We start from the raw sequence: 19,605 nt of genomic DNA on the forward strand, positions 1-19,605 counted from the left end.
TACGGTCCTCCCCGCACTTCCACGTCATTTCGGCGTGTTCCAGGCAGCCGCCTTTTGCCCGATAATTGCCCTCCATGAACGCTCCGAAAGATCCCCAACTCGAATCGCTGAAAGTCCCGCCCCACTCGATCGAGGCCGAGCAGTCGGTGCTCGGCGGCTTGCTGCTGGACAACGCCGCCTGGGACCGGATCGCCGATTTCCTCTCGCAAAGCGACTTCTACCGCTACGATCACCGCATCATCTTCGAGCATATCGGCCGGCTGATCGCGTCGACGCGCCCGGCGGACGTGGTGACCGTGTACGAAGCGCTCGGCACCTCGGGCAAGGCTGACGACGTGGGCGGCCTCGCGTATCTGAACGCGCTCGCGCAGAACACGCCGAGCGCGGCCAATATCCGCCGCTATGCGGAAATCGTGCGCGATCGCGCGGTGCTGCGGCGCCTCGTTTCGGTGGCGGACGAAATCTCGGCCGATGCGTTCAATCCGCAGGGCAAGGAAGTGCGCCAGTTGCTCGACGAGGCCGAGGCGAAGGTGTTCTCGATCGCCGAAGACGGCGCGCGCGGCACCCAGGGCTTTCTCGAGATCGGGCCGCTGCTCACCCAGGTCGTGGAGCGCATCGACACGCTGTATCACACGGCCAATCCGAGCGACGTGACGGGCACGCCCACGGGCTTTGTGGACCTCGACCGCATGACCTCGGGCATGCACGGCGGCGAGCTGATCATCGTGGCGGGACGCCCTTCGATGGGTAAGACGGCGTTCTCGATGAACATCGGCGAATACGTGGCCGTGGAATATGGCCTGCCGGTCGCGGTGTTCTCGATGGAAATGCCGGGCACGCAGCTCATCATGCGTATGCTGGGCTCGGTGGGTCGACTCGACCAGCACCGCATGCGCACGGGACGTCTCACGGACGAAGACTGGCCGAAGCTCACGCACGCCGTGCAGAAGATGAGCGAAGCACAGATCTTCATTGACGAAACCGGCGGCCTGAACCCGATGGAACTGCGCTCGCGTGCGCGACGCCTGTCGCGCCAGTGCGGCAAGCTGGGCCTCATCATCATCGACTACCTGCAGCTGATGAGCGGTTCTTCGTCGGGCGAGAATCGCGCGACCGAAATTTCCGAAATCTCGCGTTCGCTCAAGAGTCTCGCCAAGGAGCTCGACGTGCCGGTGATCGCGCTTTCGCAGCTCAACCGCGGGCTGGAGCAGCGGCCGAACAAGCGTCCGATTATGTCGGACCTGCGCGAATCGGGTGCTATTGAACAGGATGCCGACGTGATCCTGTTCATTTACCGCGACGAAGTTTACAACCCCGATAGCCAGGAAAGGGGCACGGCCGAAATCATCATCGGCAAACAGCGTAACGGCCCGATCGGGCCTGTTCGCCTCACGTTCAACGGTCAATACACGAAGTTCGATAATTTTGCCGGGGCGCAGACTTTCTACGGCAGCGAATAGCGCGTGCTTGGCGCCTGTCAAGCCGGGCGGGGCGGCATATTGCGCAATCGTGGCGCAAATGCTGCTTCCATGTCCGCCGACGAGTGCGGGTCATTGCCCATAACGCTACAATATTGCCGTTCTATGACGGATATTTTGCTGTTTTGTGACGGCAATCCGTGACCCATTTCCAGGATCCCAATGTTCGGTCGATTCATGCCCACCGAGGGCAAATTCTTCGAAATTTTCAACGCGCATGCCAGGTGCATCGTTTCGGCGAGTGAGGAACTGGAACTTCTGATCGACAATCTGGCCGATGCGGAAGTCCACAAGCAGAATGTCCAGGTGGCCGAAAAGGCCGCCGACAAGCTGACCCACGAAGCGATCGATCTGCTGCACAAGACCTTCATCACCCCGCTGGACCGCGACGAGATTCACAAGCTGATTTCGACGATGGACGACGCGCTCGACCTGATGGAGGACGTGGCCACGGCGATTTCGCTTTACGACGTGCAGGCCGTGACGGCCGAGGCGAGCCAGCTCGCCCACATCTGCACCGCGAGCGCGAAGCGCGTCCAGGCGGCCGTGGCGCTGCTCTCCGACATGAAGCAGGCGCGCGAGATCCTGAAGGCATGCGAGGACATCGACCGCCTGGAGTCGGACGCCGACCGGCTGCTGCGCTCGGCCATCTCGAAGCTCTTCCGCGAGGAAGACAACGTCAAGACGCTGATCAAGCTGAAGGCGATCTACGAATTGCTCGAGGCGATCACCGACAAGTGCGAGGATGTCGCGAACATCATCGAAGGCATCGTGCTGGAAAACGCCTGAGCCCGCCGCGATGCAATCGATACAACTCGCCATCTGGGTGGTCGCGGCGCTCGTCGCCATCTCGCTGATCTTCGACTTCATGAACGGCTTTCACGACGCGGCGAACTCCATCGCCACCGTCGTGTCCACGGGCGTGCTCAAGCCGCAGCAGGCGGTGGCGTTCGCGGCCATGTTCAACGTCATCGCCTATTTCGTGTTCCACCTGAAGGTGGCGCAAACGGTGGGCAAGGGCACCATCGACCCCGACATCGTCGATCACTACGTCGTGTTCGGTGCGCTGGTGGGCGCCATCGGCTGGAACGTGCTGACCTGGTACTACGGCATTCCGTCGAGCTCGTCGCACGCGCTGATCGGCGGGCTCGTGGGCGCGGCGCTCGCCAAGTCGGGCTGGCACTCGCTCAACTTCGACGGCCTCATGAAGACCGTCGCGTTCATCTTCATCTCGCCGCTGCTCGGCTTCATCCTCGGCTCGTTCTTCATGCTGCTCGTGTCGTGGCTGTATTTCCGCACGCCGCCGAGCAAGGTGGACCGGCGCTTCCGCCGCCTGCAACTGATTTCCGCGAGCCTTTACAGCCTCGGCCACGGCGGCAACGACGCGCAGAAAACCATCGGCATCATCTGGATGCTGCTGATCGCCACCGGCTACGCTTCGGCCACGGCCGCGGCGCCGCCCATCTGGGTGATCGGCGGCTGCTATCTGTCGATGGGCATCGGCACGCTGTTCGGCGGCTGGCGGATCGTGCGGACGATGGGGCAGAAGATCACCAAGCTCAAGCCCGTTGGCGGCTTCTGCGCGGAGACGGGCGGGGCGCTCACGCTCTTCACGGCCTCCTGGCTCGGTATTCCCGTTTCGACCACGCACACGATCACCGGCGCGATTGTCGGCGTGGGCGCCACGCGCAAGCTCTCGGCGGTGCGCTGGGGCGTGGCCGGCAACATCGTCTGGGCGTGGATACTCACGATCCCGGCTTCGGCGGCGCTCGCCGCCGCGGGCTGGTGGGCCGGCCGTCATCTGATGTAATGCCCGATGCTGTGCGGCACTACCCGGCGCCCTCGCAGGCGGGAGGCGCCGGGCAGCCCCTCCGCCGGATTCAGATGATCGGCGTCGAGGCGCCGTCCATGGGGATCAGCGCCCCGGTCACATAGCTTGCGCGGCGGCTCGCCAGAAAGAGCGCGACGTCCGCGATTTCCTCCGGCTTCGCATAGCGCCCGAGCGGCACTCTCGCTTCGCCGCGCGCCAGCGCCGTCTCCTTGTCGATCCCCTCTCTGCCCGCTTCGAGCTGGAGCGCCTCCTGCAGGCGCTCGGTGAGCGTCGCCCCCGGATTGATCGCGTTGATGCGGATGCCGTAGCGCGCGTGGTAATGCGCGAGGCCCACCGTGGCCAGCATCAGCGCGGCGTTGGCCGCGCCGCCCGCGATATGGATGTCGTTCGCGTACTTGCCGCCCATGCCGACGATGTTCACGATCGTACCCGGCTCGGCGGCGCCGGCTTTCACGCGTTCGACCATGCGGCGCAGCACTTCCTGTTGCGGATAGATGTACGGGAAGTATTTCGCCTCCATGGTTGCCCTGAAGGCTTCGGCGTCGAGCGATTCGGGGTCGTAGCGCCGGGCCGCGCCCGAGCTGTTGATGAGCACGTCGATCGGGCCGACGGTGGTGGAGACGTCTTCGACCACGTCGGCCGCGCTGTGCGGCTCGTGCAGGTCGGCGCGCGTGAGGTGGACATGCAGGCCCTCGCTCGCCAGTTGCTCGCGCGCCCGCGCCAGATTGGCCGGGTCGCGCGAGACGATCGCCACTCTTGCGCCTTCTTTCGCGAATGCGCGGGCGCAGGCGAGGCCGATTCCCTTGCTGCCGCCCGTGACCAGAACCACCTTGTTGTTGAGTCCGAGATCCATTGCCGCCTCACTGCCTCGCTACGAAAGGAGTATCAAGACGATAGCAGACGCAGCGGGCCGCGCAAGCCGCGCTGGCCATCCGGCCAGGGGCGGCCGGTCTGGAAGGCCGGCCGAGCCGGTGGCTTTAGAAGGTGCCGTTGGCGAAGCGGGCGATGGGATCGTCGTTCGATTGCGTGGGGGCGCGCTGCGAAGTGCCGGCTGTCGAGGCGCGCATGATCTGCACGGGTTCTGCGCCGGACGGCGCAGGCGCGACCGAAACCGATCCGGCCTGGGCAGCCTGGCGTTCCGCGGCGGAGGCAACGGGCGGAGGCGGCTCGAACGCGTCCGCCGCGGCGTCGATGGCATCGGGCGGCGCGGCCGCGCTGGCGGGGGCGGAAGCCACCGGTGCGGCGTTGCTGGAGGAATACGCACTCGATACCGCCGGCGCCGCGACCGGTGCAATGGCGCCGGCGTTGCGCGCCTGCATTTGCGCGGCGCTCAGGACGGCGGGTGGCGGCTCGAAGGCGTCGGCCTGCGCGGGTGCGGCGGGTGCCGGGACATACGTGGGCGCCGCCGTGGCCGCAACCGGCGCGGTGGCGCCCGCAACCGTCAGACGGCGCTGGTCGGCAGCGCCAGGCGGCGCGTAAGGTGCGGGGGCAACGGCGGCGGTCGCGACCGGAGCGGGCGCAGTAACGGCCACCGCAGTCACCGCAGCCGCACCCGCCGCGTTCGTGCGGGGAGCCGGCGTGGAAGCCTCCCAGGTCGGCGTATCGAACGGCGTCGGCGCCTGCCTGGGCGGCGCCATCCGGCGAATGCCGTCGAAGTGCTTCGCCCAGTAAGGATTGGTCAGATAGTCGAGCCGCACCGTCCCGCCGGTCGAAGGCGCGTTGACGAAGCGCAGGTTGCCCACGTAGATGCCGACATGCGAATGCGGCCGCCCGGTCGTATTGAAAAAAACGAGGTCGCCGGCGGCGATTTCGTCGGGCTCGACGGACTGGCCGCGCTCGCTCATCTCAGCCGTGGTGCGCGGCAGGTCCACCGAAGCCGCGCGGGCCATCACATACTTCACGAGACCACTGCAATCGAAGCCGCTATTGGGCGTATTCCCACCCCAGCGGTACGGAATGCCTACCAGTCCCATCGCCTGGATCGAGATTTCCTCGCGGCCTATGCTGTGATCGACGAAATTGGGGAAGCCCGGCGGGCGGGTGCGCCAGGCGTTGGCGGTCGTGGCGCTGCCCGTGCTGCGCGAAACCCGTTCCGGGGCGCTGGAGCACGCGGCAAGCAGAACCACGACGAATAACGAAAGCCAGAGTCGGCGCATGAAACGCTCGGGCGGGCGGACGACAGCGACCGCCCGGGGTAGCCGGTAATGCGCCGATGGTAGCCCGTCCGGCGGGCCGCTCGCAAGAATTCCTGATAAATTACATGAAGTTTGTGCGCCAAGTGTTGCTTCGCCGGGACGACTCGGCATGAAAAAAGGACCGTATCCGGCGTGCCGGAACGGTCCTTTTTGTCCTTCTGGATCGAGCCGCGAGGCTCGCGACGCTTACAGAATGTCGGAAGCGTAGTCGGCGAGACGCGAGCGTTCGCCGCGCGCCAGCGTCACGTGGCCGCTGTGCGCCCAGCCCTTGAAACGATCCACGACATACGTGAGGCCCGAGCTCCCTTCGGTCAGGTAAGGCGTGTCGATCTGCGCGATGTTGCCGAGGCACACGATCTTCGTGCCGGGGCCCGCACGCGTGACGAGCGTCTTCATCTGCTTCGGCGTGAGGTTCTGCGCTTCGTCGATGATCAGGTACTTGTCGACGAAGGTGCGCCCGCGCATGAAGTTCATGCTCTTGACCTTCAGGCGCGAACGGATCAGTTCCTGGGTCGCGGCGCGGCCCCATTCGCCGGCGGCGTCATCGGTCTTCTGGAGCACTTCGAGGTTGTCGTCGAAGGCGCCCATCCACGGCTGCATCTTTTCCTCTTCCGTGCCGGGCAGGAAGCCGATGTCTTCGCCGACGGGCACCGTCGCGCGCGTCACGATGATCTCGTTGTAGCGCTTCTCGTCGAGCACCTGGGCGAGGCCCGCCGCGAGCGCCACCAGCGTCTTGCCCGTGCCGGCCTGGCCCAGCAGCGTCACGAAGTCGATGTCCGGATTCATCAGCAGGTTGAGCGCGAAGTTCTGCTCGCGGTTGCGCGCCGTGATGCCCCACACGTTGTTCTTGTGGTGGCCGTAGTCGCGCAGCGTCTGCAGGAGCGCCGTCTTGCCGTTGAGCTCGCGCACGATCGCGTGGAAGGCGGGTTCGCCGTTCTGCGGCTCGAGATAGACGAACTCGTTCACGAGCATCGAGGCGCACTCGGGGCCCGTCACGCGGTAGTAGGTCGTGCCGGACTTGGTGTCCTGCCACGATTCCATGCCCTTCGCGTGGCGGGTCCAGAAGTCCTGCGGCAGCGCGCGGATGCCCGAATAGAGCAGGTCCTTGTCTTCGAGAACCTGATCGTTGAAGTAGTCTTCGGCGGGCAGGCCCAGCGCGTGGGCCTTGATGCGCATGTTGATGTCTTTCGACACCAGCACCACGAGGCGGTCCGGCCGGTCGCGCTGGAGCGCGCGCACGACGCCGAGGATCTGGTTGTCGGCCTTGCCTTCGGGCAGGCCGTCGACCGGATCGATATGGGTGAGCGTGGTCTGGAAGTACAGGCGCCCGAGCGCCTCGCGGCTGCCGAGACGGGCGAGCGAAATGCCTTCCGAGATCGTGCCCGCGTTGGCGACCAGCTGGTCGAGCGTGCGGCTCACCTGACGCGCATTGCGCGCCACTTCCGACATGCCCTTCTTGTGGTTGTCGAGCTCCTCCAACGTCATCATGGGCAGATAGACGTCGTGTTCCTCGAAGCGGAAGAGGCAGGTGGGGTCGTGCATCAGCACGTTCGTGTCCAGCACGAAGAGCTTCTGCACTTCGGTGCCTTCTTCCGGGTGCAGGCGTTTTTTCCCCGTGGCGCGCGCGCCGGGGGCCGTGGGAGCGCCGCCTGCTTTGGCGGAAGCCGGTTTGCCGCCGCGGGCGACCGGCGCCTCGGGTTCGGCGCGGGCTTCGAGCGGCTGCAGCAGGGCGGCGGTCTGCTTGCGCTTGCGGGCGGGCGCGGGCGCCACCGGCTCGAGCGCTGCCAGCTCGGCGCTGCCGACGGGCAGCGGCACGGTGCGCAGCGTCGTCGCGGCGTTGGCGGCGGCCGTCATCGGCTCGGCGACGCTGGCCGGACCGTATTCGGCGACATCGAGCGCATCGTTTTCGCTCGCGGCCTTGCGCGTGCTGCGCGTGTTGCGCGCGCGCGCCTTGTACTCTTCAGGCGGCAGCAGATTGCCGAGCTTGCTGGGGGGGGTAGGCAAAGGCATGGTGTCCCTCGAAAAGATCGGGTCGAGTGGTCGAGTAGGGTGCGCTTTCGGGCGGTGCACCCGGGAGCCGGATAGGCGCCCGAAGCTGCCGCGCTGGGTGCGCGCTCAGGTCTGAAAATGCCGGTTCGCCTGGTTTTCGATCGGCTCCTTGACGAAGACGCCTGACCGGAAGGTTTTCCGGCGCGGCGCGGGCGGGACTGCAAACGAAAAAGCCAACAAAAAAGCCGCCGCCCCGGCTAACGAGGCAAGCGGCTCGACTGCGGTGTTGCGGTGCTCCCGACATGCGCTGCCGGCCATCGGACGACCGGCTGCGCGAGCGGCGCAACGCGACAAAAAATGGGGTGGACAGGCACTCATTGAAGCCCAATATAACGCGCCTCACAGCGCTTGTACAGCCTCCAGAACCTCTTCGACATGGCCCGGAACCTTGATGCCGCGCCACTCCCGGCGCAGTACGCCGGTGGCGTCGATGAGGAACGTGGAGCGTTCGATTCCACGTACTTCTTTGCCATACATTTTCTTCATTTTGATGACGTTGAAGAGCGAGCAGAGCGCTTCGTCGGCATCCGATACCAAGGTAAACGGCAGTTCGAGCTTCGCCTTGAAGTTCTCGTGCGAGCGAACGCTGTCGCGCGACACGCCCACGATCTGCGCGCCCGCCTTCCTGAACTTCGGATAGAGGTCGCGGAACTGCAGGCCCTCGGTCGTGCAGCCCGGCGTGTTGTCTTTCGGATAGAAGTACAGGACCACCTTGCTGCCCGCGAGGCTCGACAGCGTGAAATCGCCGCCGGTGGCGGGCGCGGTGAAGTCAGGGACGGCTTGATCGACTGCGATGGGCACGGGTTTCTCCGGTTGTTATTGTCAGACGAAGCGGCGGGCTTGCGGGTCGGGCGGCGCGGTTGCCGGCGGCAGCCGGCAGTGAGGCAAGGGGCGCGGCGTGCGGAGCCTTCGCGCGGCCTTTAGCCGCTTCGCCGGGACGGCGGATTCAGTCGGGCTGGACGATCAGCTGGCCCGAACGGCCGGCGATCTCGCCCCAGGTGACAGGGTACGATGGGAGCGTATCGCGGTCCAGCGTCGCATGGTAGTCGCCCATCGTGGCAAACGTATGGCCTTGCGCGCGCCAGCCCGCAAGCAACTGCTCGAAAACGGGCGCGAGCTTCTGGCCTTCGAGTTCCGCGTGCAGCGTGAAGACCTGGTCGTGCGGATTGTTTTCCGTGAGCTTGAGCATCCACGCGGCCACGCTGTCCGTGTCGACGCCGTCCACGCCCAGCACTTCGTCGAGCGTGGGCAGCGTGGTGGGCATCTGCACGTGGTTCAGCGTGCGGCCTTCCACCACCGGCAGGTACGGCGAATGGCCGCGCCCGTCCGAGGCGTAGCGCATGCCCCACGCGTCGATCTGCTCGAACGCCGCCTCGTTCATCTGCCAGCCGGCCGCGCCGTGGGTCGCCGGCGGCGCCCCGAAGATCTGCGTGAAGCGCGCGTAGCTCTTGCCCATCTCGCGCGCGGTCCAGTCGCGCTCGCGGCTGCGCACGTTGTCCTGCCAGTACACGTGGTCCCACGTGTGGATGCCGCATTCGAAGCCGGCTTCGTGAATCGCGCGCATGTCGGCCGCGGCGCGCACGCCGATGTCGGGGCCGGGCAGCAGCACGCCGTACATGAGCTGTTTCACGCCGTAGTGCTCGACCACCGAGGTGCGCGACACTTTCTTCAGGAAGCCCGGGCGGAACACCCGGCGCAGCGCCCAGCCCGTGTGGTCCGGGCCGAGGCTGAAGAGGAACGTGGCGCGCGCCTTGTAGCGGTCGAAAATGCGCGCGAGATTCGGCACGCCTTCGCGCGTGCCGCGCAGCGTATCGACGTCGATCTTGAGGACGATGCGGGCCAAGTGGCAGGGTCCTTCGCGCGCGGCGTTATTGCTGCTCGACGAGCGCGCGGGCCTCGGCCACGTGGCCGCGGTACGCTTCGAAAATCTTGCGCAGCGCTTCGTCGAAGCTCGATTTCGGCGCCCAGCCGAGTTCCTGCATCGTGTTGTCGATCTTCGGCACGCGGTTTTGCACGTCCTGGTAGCCGGCGCCGTAGTAAGCCCCCGACGACGTTTCGACGAGCTGCACCTTCCTCGCCGAGTCGGCGTACTCGGGGAATTCGGCGGCGAGCGCGAGCATCTTGTGCGCGAGTTCGCGCACCGAGAAGTTGTTGGTCGGGTTGCCGATGTTGTAGATCTTGCCCGTAGCGATGCCGTCCTTGTTCTCGATGATCTTCATCAGCGCTTCGATGCCGTCGTCGATGTCGGTGAACGCGCGCTTTTGCGCGCCGCCGTCCACGAGGCTGATGTTCTCTCCGCGCACGATGTGGCCGAGGAACTGCGTCACCACGCGCGAAGAACCTTCCTTCGGCGTGTAGATCGAGTCGAGGCCCGGGCCGATCCAGTTGAACGGGCGGAACAGCGTGAAGTTCAGGCCCTCCATGCCGTAGCCCCAGATCACGCGGTCCATCAGCTGCTTCGAGCACGCGTAGATCCAGCGCGGCTTGTTGATCGGGCCGTAGGTCAGCGCCGAAGCGTCCGGGTCGAACTGCTCGTCCGAACACATGCCGTACACCTCGGAGGTCGAGGGGAACACGAGGTGCTTGCGGTACTTCACGGCCGAACGCACGATGGGCAGGTTCGCCTCGAAGTCGAGTTCGAACACGCGCAGCGGCTGCTGCACATAGGTGGCGGGCGTGGCGATCGCGACGAGCGGCAGGATCACGTCGCACTTCTTGACGTGGTATTCCACCCACTCCTTGTTGATCGTGATGTCGCCTTCGAAGAAGTGCATCCGCTCATGCTTGACGAGGTCGCCGAGGCGGTCGGTCTGCATGTCCATCCCGAACACTTCCCAGTTCGTGGTTTCGAGGATGCGCTTGGAGAGGTGGTGGCCGATGAAGCCGTTCACACCCAGGATCAGGACTTTTTTCATTGACGGGAAGCGGATGAAGTGAGTTCGGCGAAGGCTGCGGGCGTGACGACGGTTTCTGCACCGTCTTGCTGGCGCCGCAGTTCGTGGATCGCGATGGCGCGGCCGTCGCCGCAGAGGGCGAATAGCGCATTATCGCTTACGTGGATACCGGCGGGCAATCCGGCGAGCCCGGCGGGCGCCGCGCCCGGGCGCACGAGCCGCGCGCGGGCGATCACGAAGCGCTCGCCGCCGATATCGGCGAACGCGCCGGGGTAGGGCGGCGCGACGGCCCGGATCAGGTTGTAGACCTGCTGGGCGCTCTGGCCGAAGTCGATGCGGCCGTCCTCGGGCTTGCGTCCGCCAAAATAGCTGCCCTGCGCGAGATCGTTGGGCAGATGGGGCGCTTCGCCCGCGATCAGGGCGGGCAGCACGCGCCAGAGCGTCTGCTCGGCGGCCACCGTGACCTTGTCGAAGACCTGCGCGGCGGTGTCGTCGGGCAGGATCGGCACCGGCGTCTGGGCGACGATGGCGCCCGCGTCGGGCTTCGCGGCCATTTCGTGCAGCGTCGCGCCGGTTTCGCTCTCGCCGCGCAGCACCGCCCAGTTGGTCGGCACGCGGCCGCGGTACTTCGGCAGGAGCGAGCCGTGCATGTTGTACGCGCCGCGCGCGGCGAGCGCGAGCAGGTCGGTCGGCAGCATGTGCCGGTAGTAGAACGAGAAGATGAAGTCCGGGCGCGCCGCGCTCACCGCCGCGCGCAGTTCGGCGCTTTTCGGGTCGGCGGGCGTGACGACGTCGATGCCGTGCTCCCCGGCCACCGACTTCACGCTGCCGAACCAGATGTTCTCGGTCGGGTTGTCCTCGTGGGTGACCACGAGGGCGACGTCCACGCCGCCCGCGAGCAGCACCTGGAGGCAGCGCACCCCGACGTTGTGATAGGCGAAGACGACGGCGCGAGGCTTCATTTTTGCACTCCCTGGCCGGCCGTTATGGCCTGCACGGCCTGTACCACGTCCTGGCGCGGCGTCGCCGCGATGGCTTCGCCGTTGCGCTCTTCGAGAATGGTCTGCACGAGATAGCGCGGACGCGCGCGCACCTGCTGATAGATGCGGCCGATGTATTCGCCGAGCAGGCCGAGCGCGAAGATGATGACGCCGAGCAGGAAGAACGTGATGGCGAACAGCGTGAACACACCCTGCACTTCCGCGCCGATGATGAAGCGGCGGATCAGCAGCAGGACGAAGAGGCCGGCCGAGCCGAGCGAGAGGATCACGCCGATGAACGACAGCCACTGCAGCGGCACGACGGAGAAGCCGGTGACGAGGTCGAAATTCAGGCGGATGAGGCTGTAGAGCGAGTACTTCGACTCGCCGGCGAAGCGCTCCTCGTGCGCGACCTCGACTTCCACGGGGTTCTGCGCGAACGTGTAGGCGAGCGCCGGGATGAAGGTGTTGATTTCGCCGCAGCGGTTGATCGTGTCGACGATGTGCCGGCTGTAGGCGCGCAGCATGCAGCCCTGGTCGGTCATCTTGATGCGCGTGATGCGCTCGCGCAGGCGGTTCATCATCTGCGAGGCCTTGCGGCGCCACAGGCTGTCCTGGCGCTGCTTGCGGATCGTGCCGACGTAGTCGTAGCCTTCGCGCATCTTCTCGACCAGCTTGCCGATCTCCTCGGGCGGGTTTTGCAGATCCGCGTCGAGCGTGATGACGATCTGGCCGCGCGCCTGCTCGAAGCCCGCGAGGATCGCCATGTGCTGGCCGTAGTTGCCGTTCAGCAGGATCGCGCGCGTGGTGTCGGGGCGCGCGCGGAACTGCTCCGCGAGCATCGCGGCCGAGCGGTCGCGGCTGCCGTCGTTGATGAAGATCACTTCATACGGCGTGCCGAGCTGGTCGAGCGCCGGGTACAGGCGCGCAAACAGCGCCGCGAGCCCGGCTTCCTCGTTATAGACCGGAATGATGACCGAGACTTCCGGCGTTTCCGGGGTCAAGGTGCGTTGTTCCGTTTGACTCATGAGTGCGTCTTTTCCGTATATTCGTAGTGCGTGTGCGTAAGAGGGGCGTAGAGGGTGTCAGCCCTTGCCGTACTGCTCGCAAATTTCATTCACGGCGCGGCACACGCGCGCCACGTCGTCTTCGGTCATCTGCGTGAAGAGCGGCAGCGTGACCGTGGTCGCGCCGAACCGTTCGGCGTGCGGGAACATCCCGGGCTTGAAGCCGCGCTCGCGGTAGAGCGTGAAGAGGTGGATGGCCGGGTAGTGCACGCCCGAGCCGATGCCGCGCTCCTTCAACTGCTCCATGAATTGCGCGCGGCTCACGGCGAGCTTCTCGAGCGGCAGCGTGATCTGGAACATGTGCCAGTTGCCGTTCGTGAAGTCCGCCACCGGCAGGCCCACGCCCAGTTTCGCCGCCGCGCCGCCCTCGAAATGCGCGAAATATGCGCGCGCGAGCTTGCGCCGCTGTTCGGTGAAACGCTCGATGTGCCTGAGCTGGCCGAGGCCGACGCGCGCCGCGACGTCGGTGAGATTGTACTTGCCGCCGAGCACGTCGCAGTCCATGCCGTCGAAGCCCGTGCGCGTGATGCCCTGCAGGCGGTACTTCTGCGCCAGCACGGCTTCGGCTTCGTCGTTCAGCACGAGCGCGCCGCCTTCGATCGACGTGAGGTTCTTGTTCGCGTGGAAGCTGAACGACACGATGTCGCCGATTGCGCCGATGCGCTTGCCGTTCCACGTCGAGCCGAACGCCTGCGCGGCGTCTTCGATCACGCGCAGCTTGTGCTGGCGGGCGATCGCGTAGAGGCGGTCCATATCGACGGGCAGGCCCGCCAGGTACACCGGAATGATCGCCTTCGTGCGCGGCGTAATGGCGGCTTCGAGCTTGTCGAGGTCGAGGTTGCGCGTAATGGGGTCGATGTCGGCGAACACCGGCGTCGCGCCCACTTCGTAAATCACGTTGCTCGTGGAAACCCACGAGGCCGGCGTGGTGATGACTTCGTCGCCGGGACCCACGCCTGCAATGCGCAGGCCGATTTCGAGCGTCGCCGTGCCCGAATTGAAGGTGCGTACCGGGCGGCCGCCGCAGAATCCGGAAAGGGCCGCCTCGAACGCCTGGTTTTGCGGGCCGGTCGTGATCCAGCCGGAACGCAGGACGTCGACGACGCCCTGGATGGTTTCTTCGTCGATCTCGGGCCTGACGAACGGCAGGAACGCAACGCTGGATTGGGTCATGAGTGCTGGGCTCGTGAAAATTGAGACGAAGCGCAAGGCGGGTCTGCAACCTTGCGAATCTGTAATGTGGGGCGCGAAACCGCCCGCTACAAGGGGGCGCTGCTCGTCGTCGCGACCGGTGGCCGCACTTGCGAGCGCGCCCGGGTCAGCTGCGTGCGAGCACGACCACGCCGATCAGGATGATGCCGATGCCGAGAAGGCGCTGGACGGACAGGACCTCGCCGAACAGATACCACGCTGCGAACGCGTTCACCACGTAGCCGAGCGAGAGCATCGGATAGGCAATCGAGACGTCCACGCGCGAGAGCCCGACCACCCACACGACCACGCTCACGACGTAGCAGCCCAGCCCGCCGATGATCGGCAATTGCGTGGCGAGCTTCAGGCCGATGGGCAGGATGTTCGCACGGCTGAATTCGAAGTGTCCAACGGCATTGACACCGGCTTTCAGCAACAGTTGCGCGCAGGCATTCAGGCCGACGCCGGCAAGGATGCAAAAGAGGGAAATCGGGTTCATCGTCGCACGGTGAGCTATTTATGGGGTCTGATCTTGGGGCCGCTGGGTTGCTTTTTGCCGCCGGAGCGCGCCCAGCGGCAGGAGCGCCCGGGCGCGATTATCGCTCAAGCGCGGCGGGAGCCGGTCATCGGGCTGTCGCGGGAGGCTGCTGGATCGCTGCCGGGCGGGTATCGGGTGGCCTCGGGGGGCGGATCGGGCGGCTCTCCGGTCAGGGCTGGGCGGGCTTTTCCACCACCACACGGCGGGAATCGCGCGCGACCACCTGCATCGGCAGACCCTGCGCGGCCAGTTCGTCGTAGCGTTGCGCCGGGAGGAGCGCCAGCGCGTAGCGCTCGGTCTTCCAGCGCCGTTCCCAGTCCTCGATGGTCGGCACCCATTTCTGCGGTTCCTCGTCGATGCCGAACTTCAGTTCGTCGGTGACGGCGACCATCGTCATCGTGTGGCGCACATAGAACGGCAGCGTATGGTCGAGCACGCCGACCGAGTAGAACGGCGTGTCGGGCGGCAGTTTCGCGATGGCGGCGCGCACGGCCGGCGCGAGCGGCGCGCCCGAACTGAGCGTGCCGAAGACGTCGTGGCCCGTGCCGGCGATGGTCGCGAGCAGCAGCCACGCGGCGCCCTGGGCGACGGCCGGCGACGCGGCGCCGGTGGCCGGCGTGCGTTTCGCGCGGTTCAGCCACAGGCCGACGGCGGTCGCCACGAAGCCGACGGCGGCTGCGGCGAACACCCACACCTGGAACTCGCGGTACAGCGCGTTGGGATTGCGCGCGTCGCCGAGACGCGTGAGGTAGAACGAGCCGAACGCGAGCGCGAGGCACAGCAGCAGGTAGCCGCCCAGGTGGCGGCGCCACTGCTCGCGCTTCATCAGCGGCAGGTAGAGGCCGATCACGAGGGCGAGCGCCGGGGCGACCGGCAGCACGTACGAGATCAGCTTCGAGTGCGACGCGCTGAAGAACACGAAGATGAACGCGCTCCACACCAGCAGCAGCGTGACCGGGGCGAAGCCGTTGGGCTGGCGCGGGGTGGCGAGCGCATGGCGCAGGCTCTGTACGCTTACGGAAAGCCACGGCAGGAAGCCCACCAGCAGCACCGGCACGAAGTACCAGAGCGGGCCCGGGCGGTTCTGCTCGGGCGTGAGATAGCGGCGGAACTGCTGGACGACGAAGAAGAAGTTGAAGAATTCGGGATTGCGGTCCTGCACGAGGATGAACCACGGCGAGACGACCGCGAAGAACACGATCAGGCCGCTCGCGAGGTACAGGCGCTTCCAGAGCGCCCAGTCGCGCGCGACGAGCGTGTAGAGCACGAGCACGGCGCCGGGCAGGATCAGGCCGATCAGCCCCTTGGAGAGCACCGCGAGCGCCATCGAGGCCCAGCACACCCACATCCAGAGCCGCGCTTCGCCCTTCGCGAGGCCCGGGCGCTGGGCGAGGAGGAGGGCGCAGAGCGTGAGCTCCATCCAGAACGACAGGGCCATGTCGAGCGTGTTGAAGTGGCCCATGAGGTTCCAGTAAGGCGCGGTGGCGAGCACGAGCGCCGCGAAGAACCCCGTGGCCGCATTGAACACGCGCGTACCCGTGAAGCCGACGAGCAGCACGCCCGCGAAGCCCGTGAGCGCCGTGTAGAGGCGCGCCTGCCATTCGCCGAGGCCGAACCACATGAAGGTCAGCGCATTGGCCCAGGTCTGCAGCGGCGGTTTCTCGAAATACTTGTAGCCGTTGTAGCGCGGCGTGATCCAGTCGCCGGTCGCGAGCATTTCGCGCGCCATTTCGGCGTAGCGGCCTTCGTCGCTCGGCAGCAGGTGGCGCCAGCCGAGCGGCACGAACCAGATCACGGCGAGCGCCAGGATCAGGAGCAGGATGGCGGCGCGGTTGAGCGGGGGCCTCGAAAGCGTTTCGTTCATGGGTTCCAGGCGGTTATGGCATTCGGGGTTCTTCGGGGCACGGCAGTACCGGCAGCTTCCGGCGCCGGCGGCGCGCAAGTGTACGTCATCGCGCGGCCGGCAGGCTTAAGGCGGGTTAAGGCGCGAGCGCCCCCCGGGGCGGATCAGCGCTCGATCAGGAGCGCGGCGGCCACCCGGCGGCCTTCGGACATCAGGATGTTGTAGGTGCGGCAGGCCGCCTTGAAGTCCATCGCTTCCACGCCGATGCGCTTCGCGGCGAGCGCCGCGGTCAGGCGCGGGTGCGGGAAGCGCAGGCGGGCGCCGCTGCCGAACACCACGACTTCGGGCGCGGGGGCGAGCAGCATGTCGAAGAGTTCGGGGGTCAAGTCATCGAACGAGGCGACCGGCCAGGGGATGACGGGCAGGTCGGGCAAGACGATGAGGCTGCTTTCGTGGCGTTCGAGGTTGACTTCGACGTAATCGGCGCCGTAGCCGGTGACGGTGTTCAGGGCGCCGCTCGAGTCCTGGTGTAGTTTCAAAACGGGGTTCCGGGTTGTCGCGGCCGTGGCGTCTTGCGCATTGCGGAAATCGGCCAAAATCCGCTAAATTATAACTTTTTAGCCGCTGCTGCGGCGCCCCTCGCCTTGCGCGCCGTTTGCCACAAGCAGCCGGGCGCCGTCCGGCCAGCCTTTGCGGCATCCCCAAGGCGCGATCTCGTCCCCGATGTCCCGGTCCCGCCGGCCGCCCGGGCGCCGGCCGATACAGCCGGCCGGCGGCCCGGCAGGCACGCAGCGCACCGCCCGCCCGATCAACCTTGTTGCGCCGCAGCATCCGGCCCGGTTGGCCGAATGCCGCCACGGCCCGATGTGGCCCGATCTAGCCCAATTTACTAACCGGATTGCCCGCTTTGAAACCGATTCTCAAATCCAACAAGCTGCAAAATGTCTGCTACGACATTCGCGGGCCGGTGCTCGAACACGCGAAGCGCCTCGAAGAAGAAGGCCATCGCATCATCAAGCTCAATATCGGCAACCTCGCGCCGTTCGGCTTCGACGCGCCGGACGAGGTCATTCAGGACATGATCCTGAACCTGCCGGGCTCCTCGGGCTACTCGGATTCGAAGGGCGTGTTCGCCGCGCGCAAGGCGATCATGCATTACGCGCAGCAAAAGGGCGTCAAGGGCGTCGAGCTCGACGACATCTACATCGGCAACGGCGCTTCCGAGCTGATCGTGATGGCGATGCAGGCGCTCCTGAACGACGGCGACGAAGTGCTGCTGCCGGCGCCCGACTACCCGCTCTGGACGGCCGCGGTGAGCCTTTCGGGCGGCACGCCCGTGCACTACGTCTGCGACGAATCGAACGCGTGGATGCCCGACCTCGACGACATCCGCGCGAAGATCACGCCGAACACGCGCGCGCTCGTCGTCATCAACCCGAACAACCCCACCGGCGCGCTCTATTCGGACGAGCTCCTGCGCGGCCTGATCGAGATCGCGCGCGAGCACGGCCTCATCCTGCTGGCCGACGAGGTCTACGACAAGATCGTCTACGACGGCAAGACGCACACGGCGCTCGGTTCGCTCTCGGAAGACGTGATCACGGTGACGTTCAACAGCCTCTCGAAGAGCTACCGCGCCTGCGGCTACCGCGCGGGCTGGATGTTCCTCTCGGGCATGACGGGCGAGAACCGCCGCCGCGCGAAGGACTACACGGAAGGCCTCGGCATCCTCGCCTCGATGCGCCTGTGCGCGAACGTGCCGGGCCAGTACGCGATCCAGACGGCGCTGGGCGGCTACCAGAGCATCAACGAGCTGATCCAGCCGGGCGGGCGCCTCTATCGCCAGCGCGAGCTCGCCTACACCATGCTCACGGCCATTCCCGGCGTGACCTGCGTGAAGCCCGAGGCGGCGCTCTACATGTTCCCGCGCCTCGATCCGAAGCTCTATCCGATCCAGAACGACCAGCAGTTCATTCTCGACCTGCTGCTGCAGGAGCGCGTGCTGCTCGTGCAGGGCACGGGCTTCAACTGGAAGCAGCCGGACCACTTCCGCGTGGTGTTCCTGCCGAACGTGGACGACCTGACCGATTCGATCAACCGCATCGCGCGCTTCCTCGACGGCTACCGCAAACAGCACGGCAACTGATTTCCCGATTCCCTTTCAAACTTTTAGACGAACACACGCTGCATGGAACCGATCAAAGTAGGTCTCTTGGGCTTCGGCACGGTAGGCAGCGGCACCTTCACGGTACTGCGCCGCAACCAGGAAGAAATCAAACGCCGCGCGGGCCGCGGCATCGAGATCGCGCGCATTGCCGTGCGCAATCCGGCCAGGGCGACGGCGGCGCTCGGCACCGAGGCCGGCACGGTCGAGCTGACGACCGACTTCGACGCGGTCGTCGACGACCCGTCCATCTCGATCATCGCCGAAATGATCGGCGGCACGACGCTCGCGAAGGACCTCGTGCTGCGCGCCATCGCGAACGGCAAGCACGTCGTGACCGCGAACAAGGCGCTGCTGGCGGTGCACGGCACCGAGATTTTCCAGGCGGCGCGCGCGAAGGGCGTGATGGTGGCGTTCGAAGCGGCGGTGGCGGGCGGCATTCCCATCATCAAGGCGCTGCGCGAAGGGCTTACGGCCAATCGCATCCAGTACATCGCGGGCATCATCAACGGCACCACGAACTACATCCTTTCGGAAATGCGCGAGCGCGGCCTCGACTTCGCGACCGCCCTGAAGGCCGCCCAGGAGCTGGGCTACGCCGAAGCCGATCCGACCTTCGACATCGAAGGCGTGGACGCCGCGCACAAGGCCACGATCATGAGCGCGATCGCGTTCGGCGTGCCGGTGCAGTTCGACCGCGCCTACGTGGAAGGCATCAGCAAGCTCGACGCCATCGACATCAAGTACGCGGAAGAACTCGGCTACCGCATCAAGCTGCTCGGCATCGCGCGCCGTACGGACCGCGGCATCGAACTGCGCACGCACCCGACGCTGATCCCCGCCAAGCGCCTGCTCGCGAACGTGGAAGGCGCGATGAACGCGGTGGTGGTGCATGGCGACGCCGTGGGCACGACGCTCTACTACGGCAAGGGCGCGGGCGCGGAGCCGACGGCCTCGGCCGTGGTGGCCGATCTCGTGGACGTGACGCGCCTGCACACGGCCGACCCCGAGCACCGCGTGCCGCACCTCGCGTTCCAGCCGGACAGCCTCTCGAACACGCCGATCCTGCCGATCGACGAAGTGACGAGCGGCTACTACCTGCGCCTGCGCGTGGCCGACCAGACCGGCGTGATGGCCGCCATCACGCGCATCCTCGCCGACGGCGGCATCTCGATCGACGCGCTGCTGCAAAAGGAATCGGAGCAGGTGGATGCGCAGGGCAAGTCGGAAACCGACATCATCCTGATCACGCACAGCACGCTCGAAAAGAACGTGAACGCGGCCATCGCGCAGATCGAAAAGCTGGCGACGGTGAAGTCGGCGGTGACGAAGCTGCGCATGGAAGGACTGAACTAAGGCGCATGTGAGGCTAAGG

At 66.2% G+C, this 19,605-nt stretch carries 18 protein-coding genes; 5 read left to right on the forward strand and 13 right to left on the reverse strand.

Features of this window, described 5'->3' with window-relative positions; translation table 11 throughout:
- Positions 1-74 precede the first annotated feature (74 nt).
- From BFE01S_RS06225 to BFE01S_RS06235, 3 genes are all read left to right on the forward strand, one after another.
- Positions 75-1,460, forward strand: a complete 1,386-nt coding sequence (locus BFE01S_RS06225) for a replicative DNA helicase (protein ID WP_028224730.1) — start codon at positions 75-77, stop codon at positions 1,458-1,460.
- Positions 1,461-1,640: 180 nt separating this feature from the next.
- Positions 1,641-2,267 (forward strand): DUF47 domain-containing protein, encoded by a 627-nt coding sequence (locus tag BFE01S_RS06230; RefSeq protein WP_028224731.1) that lies wholly within the window; start codon positions 1,641-1,643, stop codon positions 2,265-2,267.
- 10 nt (positions 2,268-2,277) lie between these two features.
- The gene (locus tag BFE01S_RS06235; protein ID WP_028224732.1) at positions 2,278-3,288 is read left to right on the forward strand and encodes an inorganic phosphate transporter; all 1,011 of its coding nucleotides are present in this window, start codon (positions 2,278-2,280) and stop codon (positions 3,286-3,288) included.
- Positions 3,289-3,358: 70 nt separating this feature from the next.
- Here the strand turns inward: BFE01S_RS06235 and BFE01S_RS06240 are convergent, their stop codons facing one another.
- The 13 genes from BFE01S_RS06240 to BFE01S_RS06295 all read right to left on the reverse strand — a co-directional run bounded on the left by BFE01S_RS06240 (position 3,359) and on the right by BFE01S_RS06295 (position 16,605).
- A complete protein-coding gene (locus BFE01S_RS06240; protein WP_028224733.1) occupies positions 3,359-4,162 on the reverse strand; it encodes an SDR family oxidoreductase in 804 nt (267 codons plus the stop codon).
- 124 nt (positions 4,163-4,286) lie between these two features.
- Positions 4,287-5,465, reverse strand: coding sequence for a C40 family peptidase (locus BFE01S_RS06245; RefSeq protein ID WP_028224734.1), 1,179 nt, complete (start codon positions 5,463-5,465; stop codon positions 4,287-4,289).
- A 225-nt stretch (positions 5,466-5,690) separates the two neighbouring features.
- On the reverse strand, positions 5,691-7,514 hold the full coding sequence (locus BFE01S_RS06250) for a PhoH family protein (protein ID WP_028224735.1): 1,824 nt from the start codon (positions 7,512-7,514) through the stop codon (positions 5,691-5,693).
- Positions 7,515-7,619: 105 nt separating this feature from the next.
- The gene (locus tag BFE01S_RS44050) at positions 7,620-7,811 is read right to left on the reverse strand and encodes a hypothetical protein (protein WP_156966926.1); all 192 of its coding nucleotides are present in this window, start codon (positions 7,809-7,811) and stop codon (positions 7,620-7,622) included.
- Positions 7,812-7,892: 81 nt separating this feature from the next.
- Positions 7,893-8,354: a peroxiredoxin gene (locus BFE01S_RS06255; RefSeq protein ID WP_028224736.1), complete on the reverse strand. Its 462-nt coding sequence runs from the start codon at positions 8,352-8,354 to the stop codon at positions 7,893-7,895.
- 145 nt (positions 8,355-8,499) lie between these two features.
- On the reverse strand, positions 8,500-9,396 hold the full coding sequence (locus BFE01S_RS06260) for a polysaccharide deacetylase family protein (protein ID WP_028224737.1): 897 nt from the start codon (positions 9,394-9,396) through the stop codon (positions 8,500-8,502).
- Between the two features lie 25 nt (positions 9,397-9,421).
- Positions 9,422-10,468: a bifunctional UDP-4-keto-pentose/UDP-xylose synthase gene (locus tag BFE01S_RS06265; RefSeq protein ID WP_028224738.1), complete on the reverse strand. Its 1,047-nt coding sequence runs from the start codon at positions 10,466-10,468 to the stop codon at positions 9,422-9,424.
- Positions 10,465-11,409: a formyltransferase gene (locus BFE01S_RS06270; protein ID WP_028224739.1), complete on the reverse strand. Its 945-nt coding sequence runs from the start codon at positions 11,407-11,409 to the stop codon at positions 10,465-10,467. The genes BFE01S_RS06265 and BFE01S_RS06270 overlap by 4 nt, the downstream gene beginning before the upstream one ends.
- Positions 11,406-12,455, reverse strand: coding sequence for a glycosyltransferase (locus BFE01S_RS06275; protein WP_028224740.1), 1,050 nt, complete (start codon positions 12,453-12,455; stop codon positions 11,406-11,408). Before BFE01S_RS06275 ends, BFE01S_RS06270 begins: the two co-directional genes overlap by 4 nt.
- A gap of 57 nt (positions 12,456-12,512) precedes the next feature.
- Positions 12,513-13,667 carry a DegT/DnrJ/EryC1/StrS family aminotransferase gene (locus BFE01S_RS06280; protein WP_028224741.1) on the reverse strand — a complete coding sequence of 385 codons (1,155 nt, stop codon included), beginning with the start codon at positions 13,665-13,667 and terminating at the stop codon, positions 12,513-12,515.
- 145 nt (positions 13,668-13,812) lie between these two features.
- Positions 13,813-14,184 carry an EamA family transporter gene (locus BFE01S_RS06285; RefSeq protein ID WP_028224742.1) on the reverse strand — a complete coding sequence of 124 codons (372 nt, stop codon included), beginning with the start codon at positions 14,182-14,184 and terminating at the stop codon, positions 13,813-13,815.
- Between the two features lie 208 nt (positions 14,185-14,392).
- The gene (locus BFE01S_RS37655; protein ID WP_042337283.1) at positions 14,393-16,087 is read right to left on the reverse strand and encodes a glycosyltransferase family 39 protein; all 1,695 of its coding nucleotides are present in this window, start codon (positions 16,085-16,087) and stop codon (positions 14,393-14,395) included.
- Between the two features lie 143 nt (positions 16,088-16,230).
- Positions 16,231-16,605: an Mth938-like domain-containing protein gene (locus BFE01S_RS06295; RefSeq protein ID WP_028224743.1), complete on the reverse strand. Its 375-nt coding sequence runs from the start codon at positions 16,603-16,605 to the stop codon at positions 16,231-16,233.
- 359 nt (positions 16,606-16,964) lie between these two features.
- On the opposite strand from BFE01S_RS06295, the gene BFE01S_RS06300 reads away from it, so the two are divergent.
- Positions 16,965-18,212, forward strand: coding sequence for a pyridoxal phosphate-dependent aminotransferase (locus BFE01S_RS06300; protein WP_028224744.1), 1,248 nt, complete (start codon positions 16,965-16,967; stop codon positions 18,210-18,212).
- Positions 18,213-18,254: 42 nt separating this feature from the next.
- Positions 18,255-19,586, forward strand: a complete 1,332-nt coding sequence (locus tag BFE01S_RS06305; protein ID WP_028224745.1) for a homoserine dehydrogenase — start codon at positions 18,255-18,257, stop codon at positions 19,584-19,586.
- Positions 19,587-19,605: the final 19 nt, after the last annotated feature.

Source organism: Paraburkholderia ferrariae NBRC 106233, from assembly GCF_000685035.1.
GTDB lineage: Bacteria > Pseudomonadota > Gammaproteobacteria > Burkholderiales > Burkholderiaceae > Paraburkholderia > Paraburkholderia ferrariae.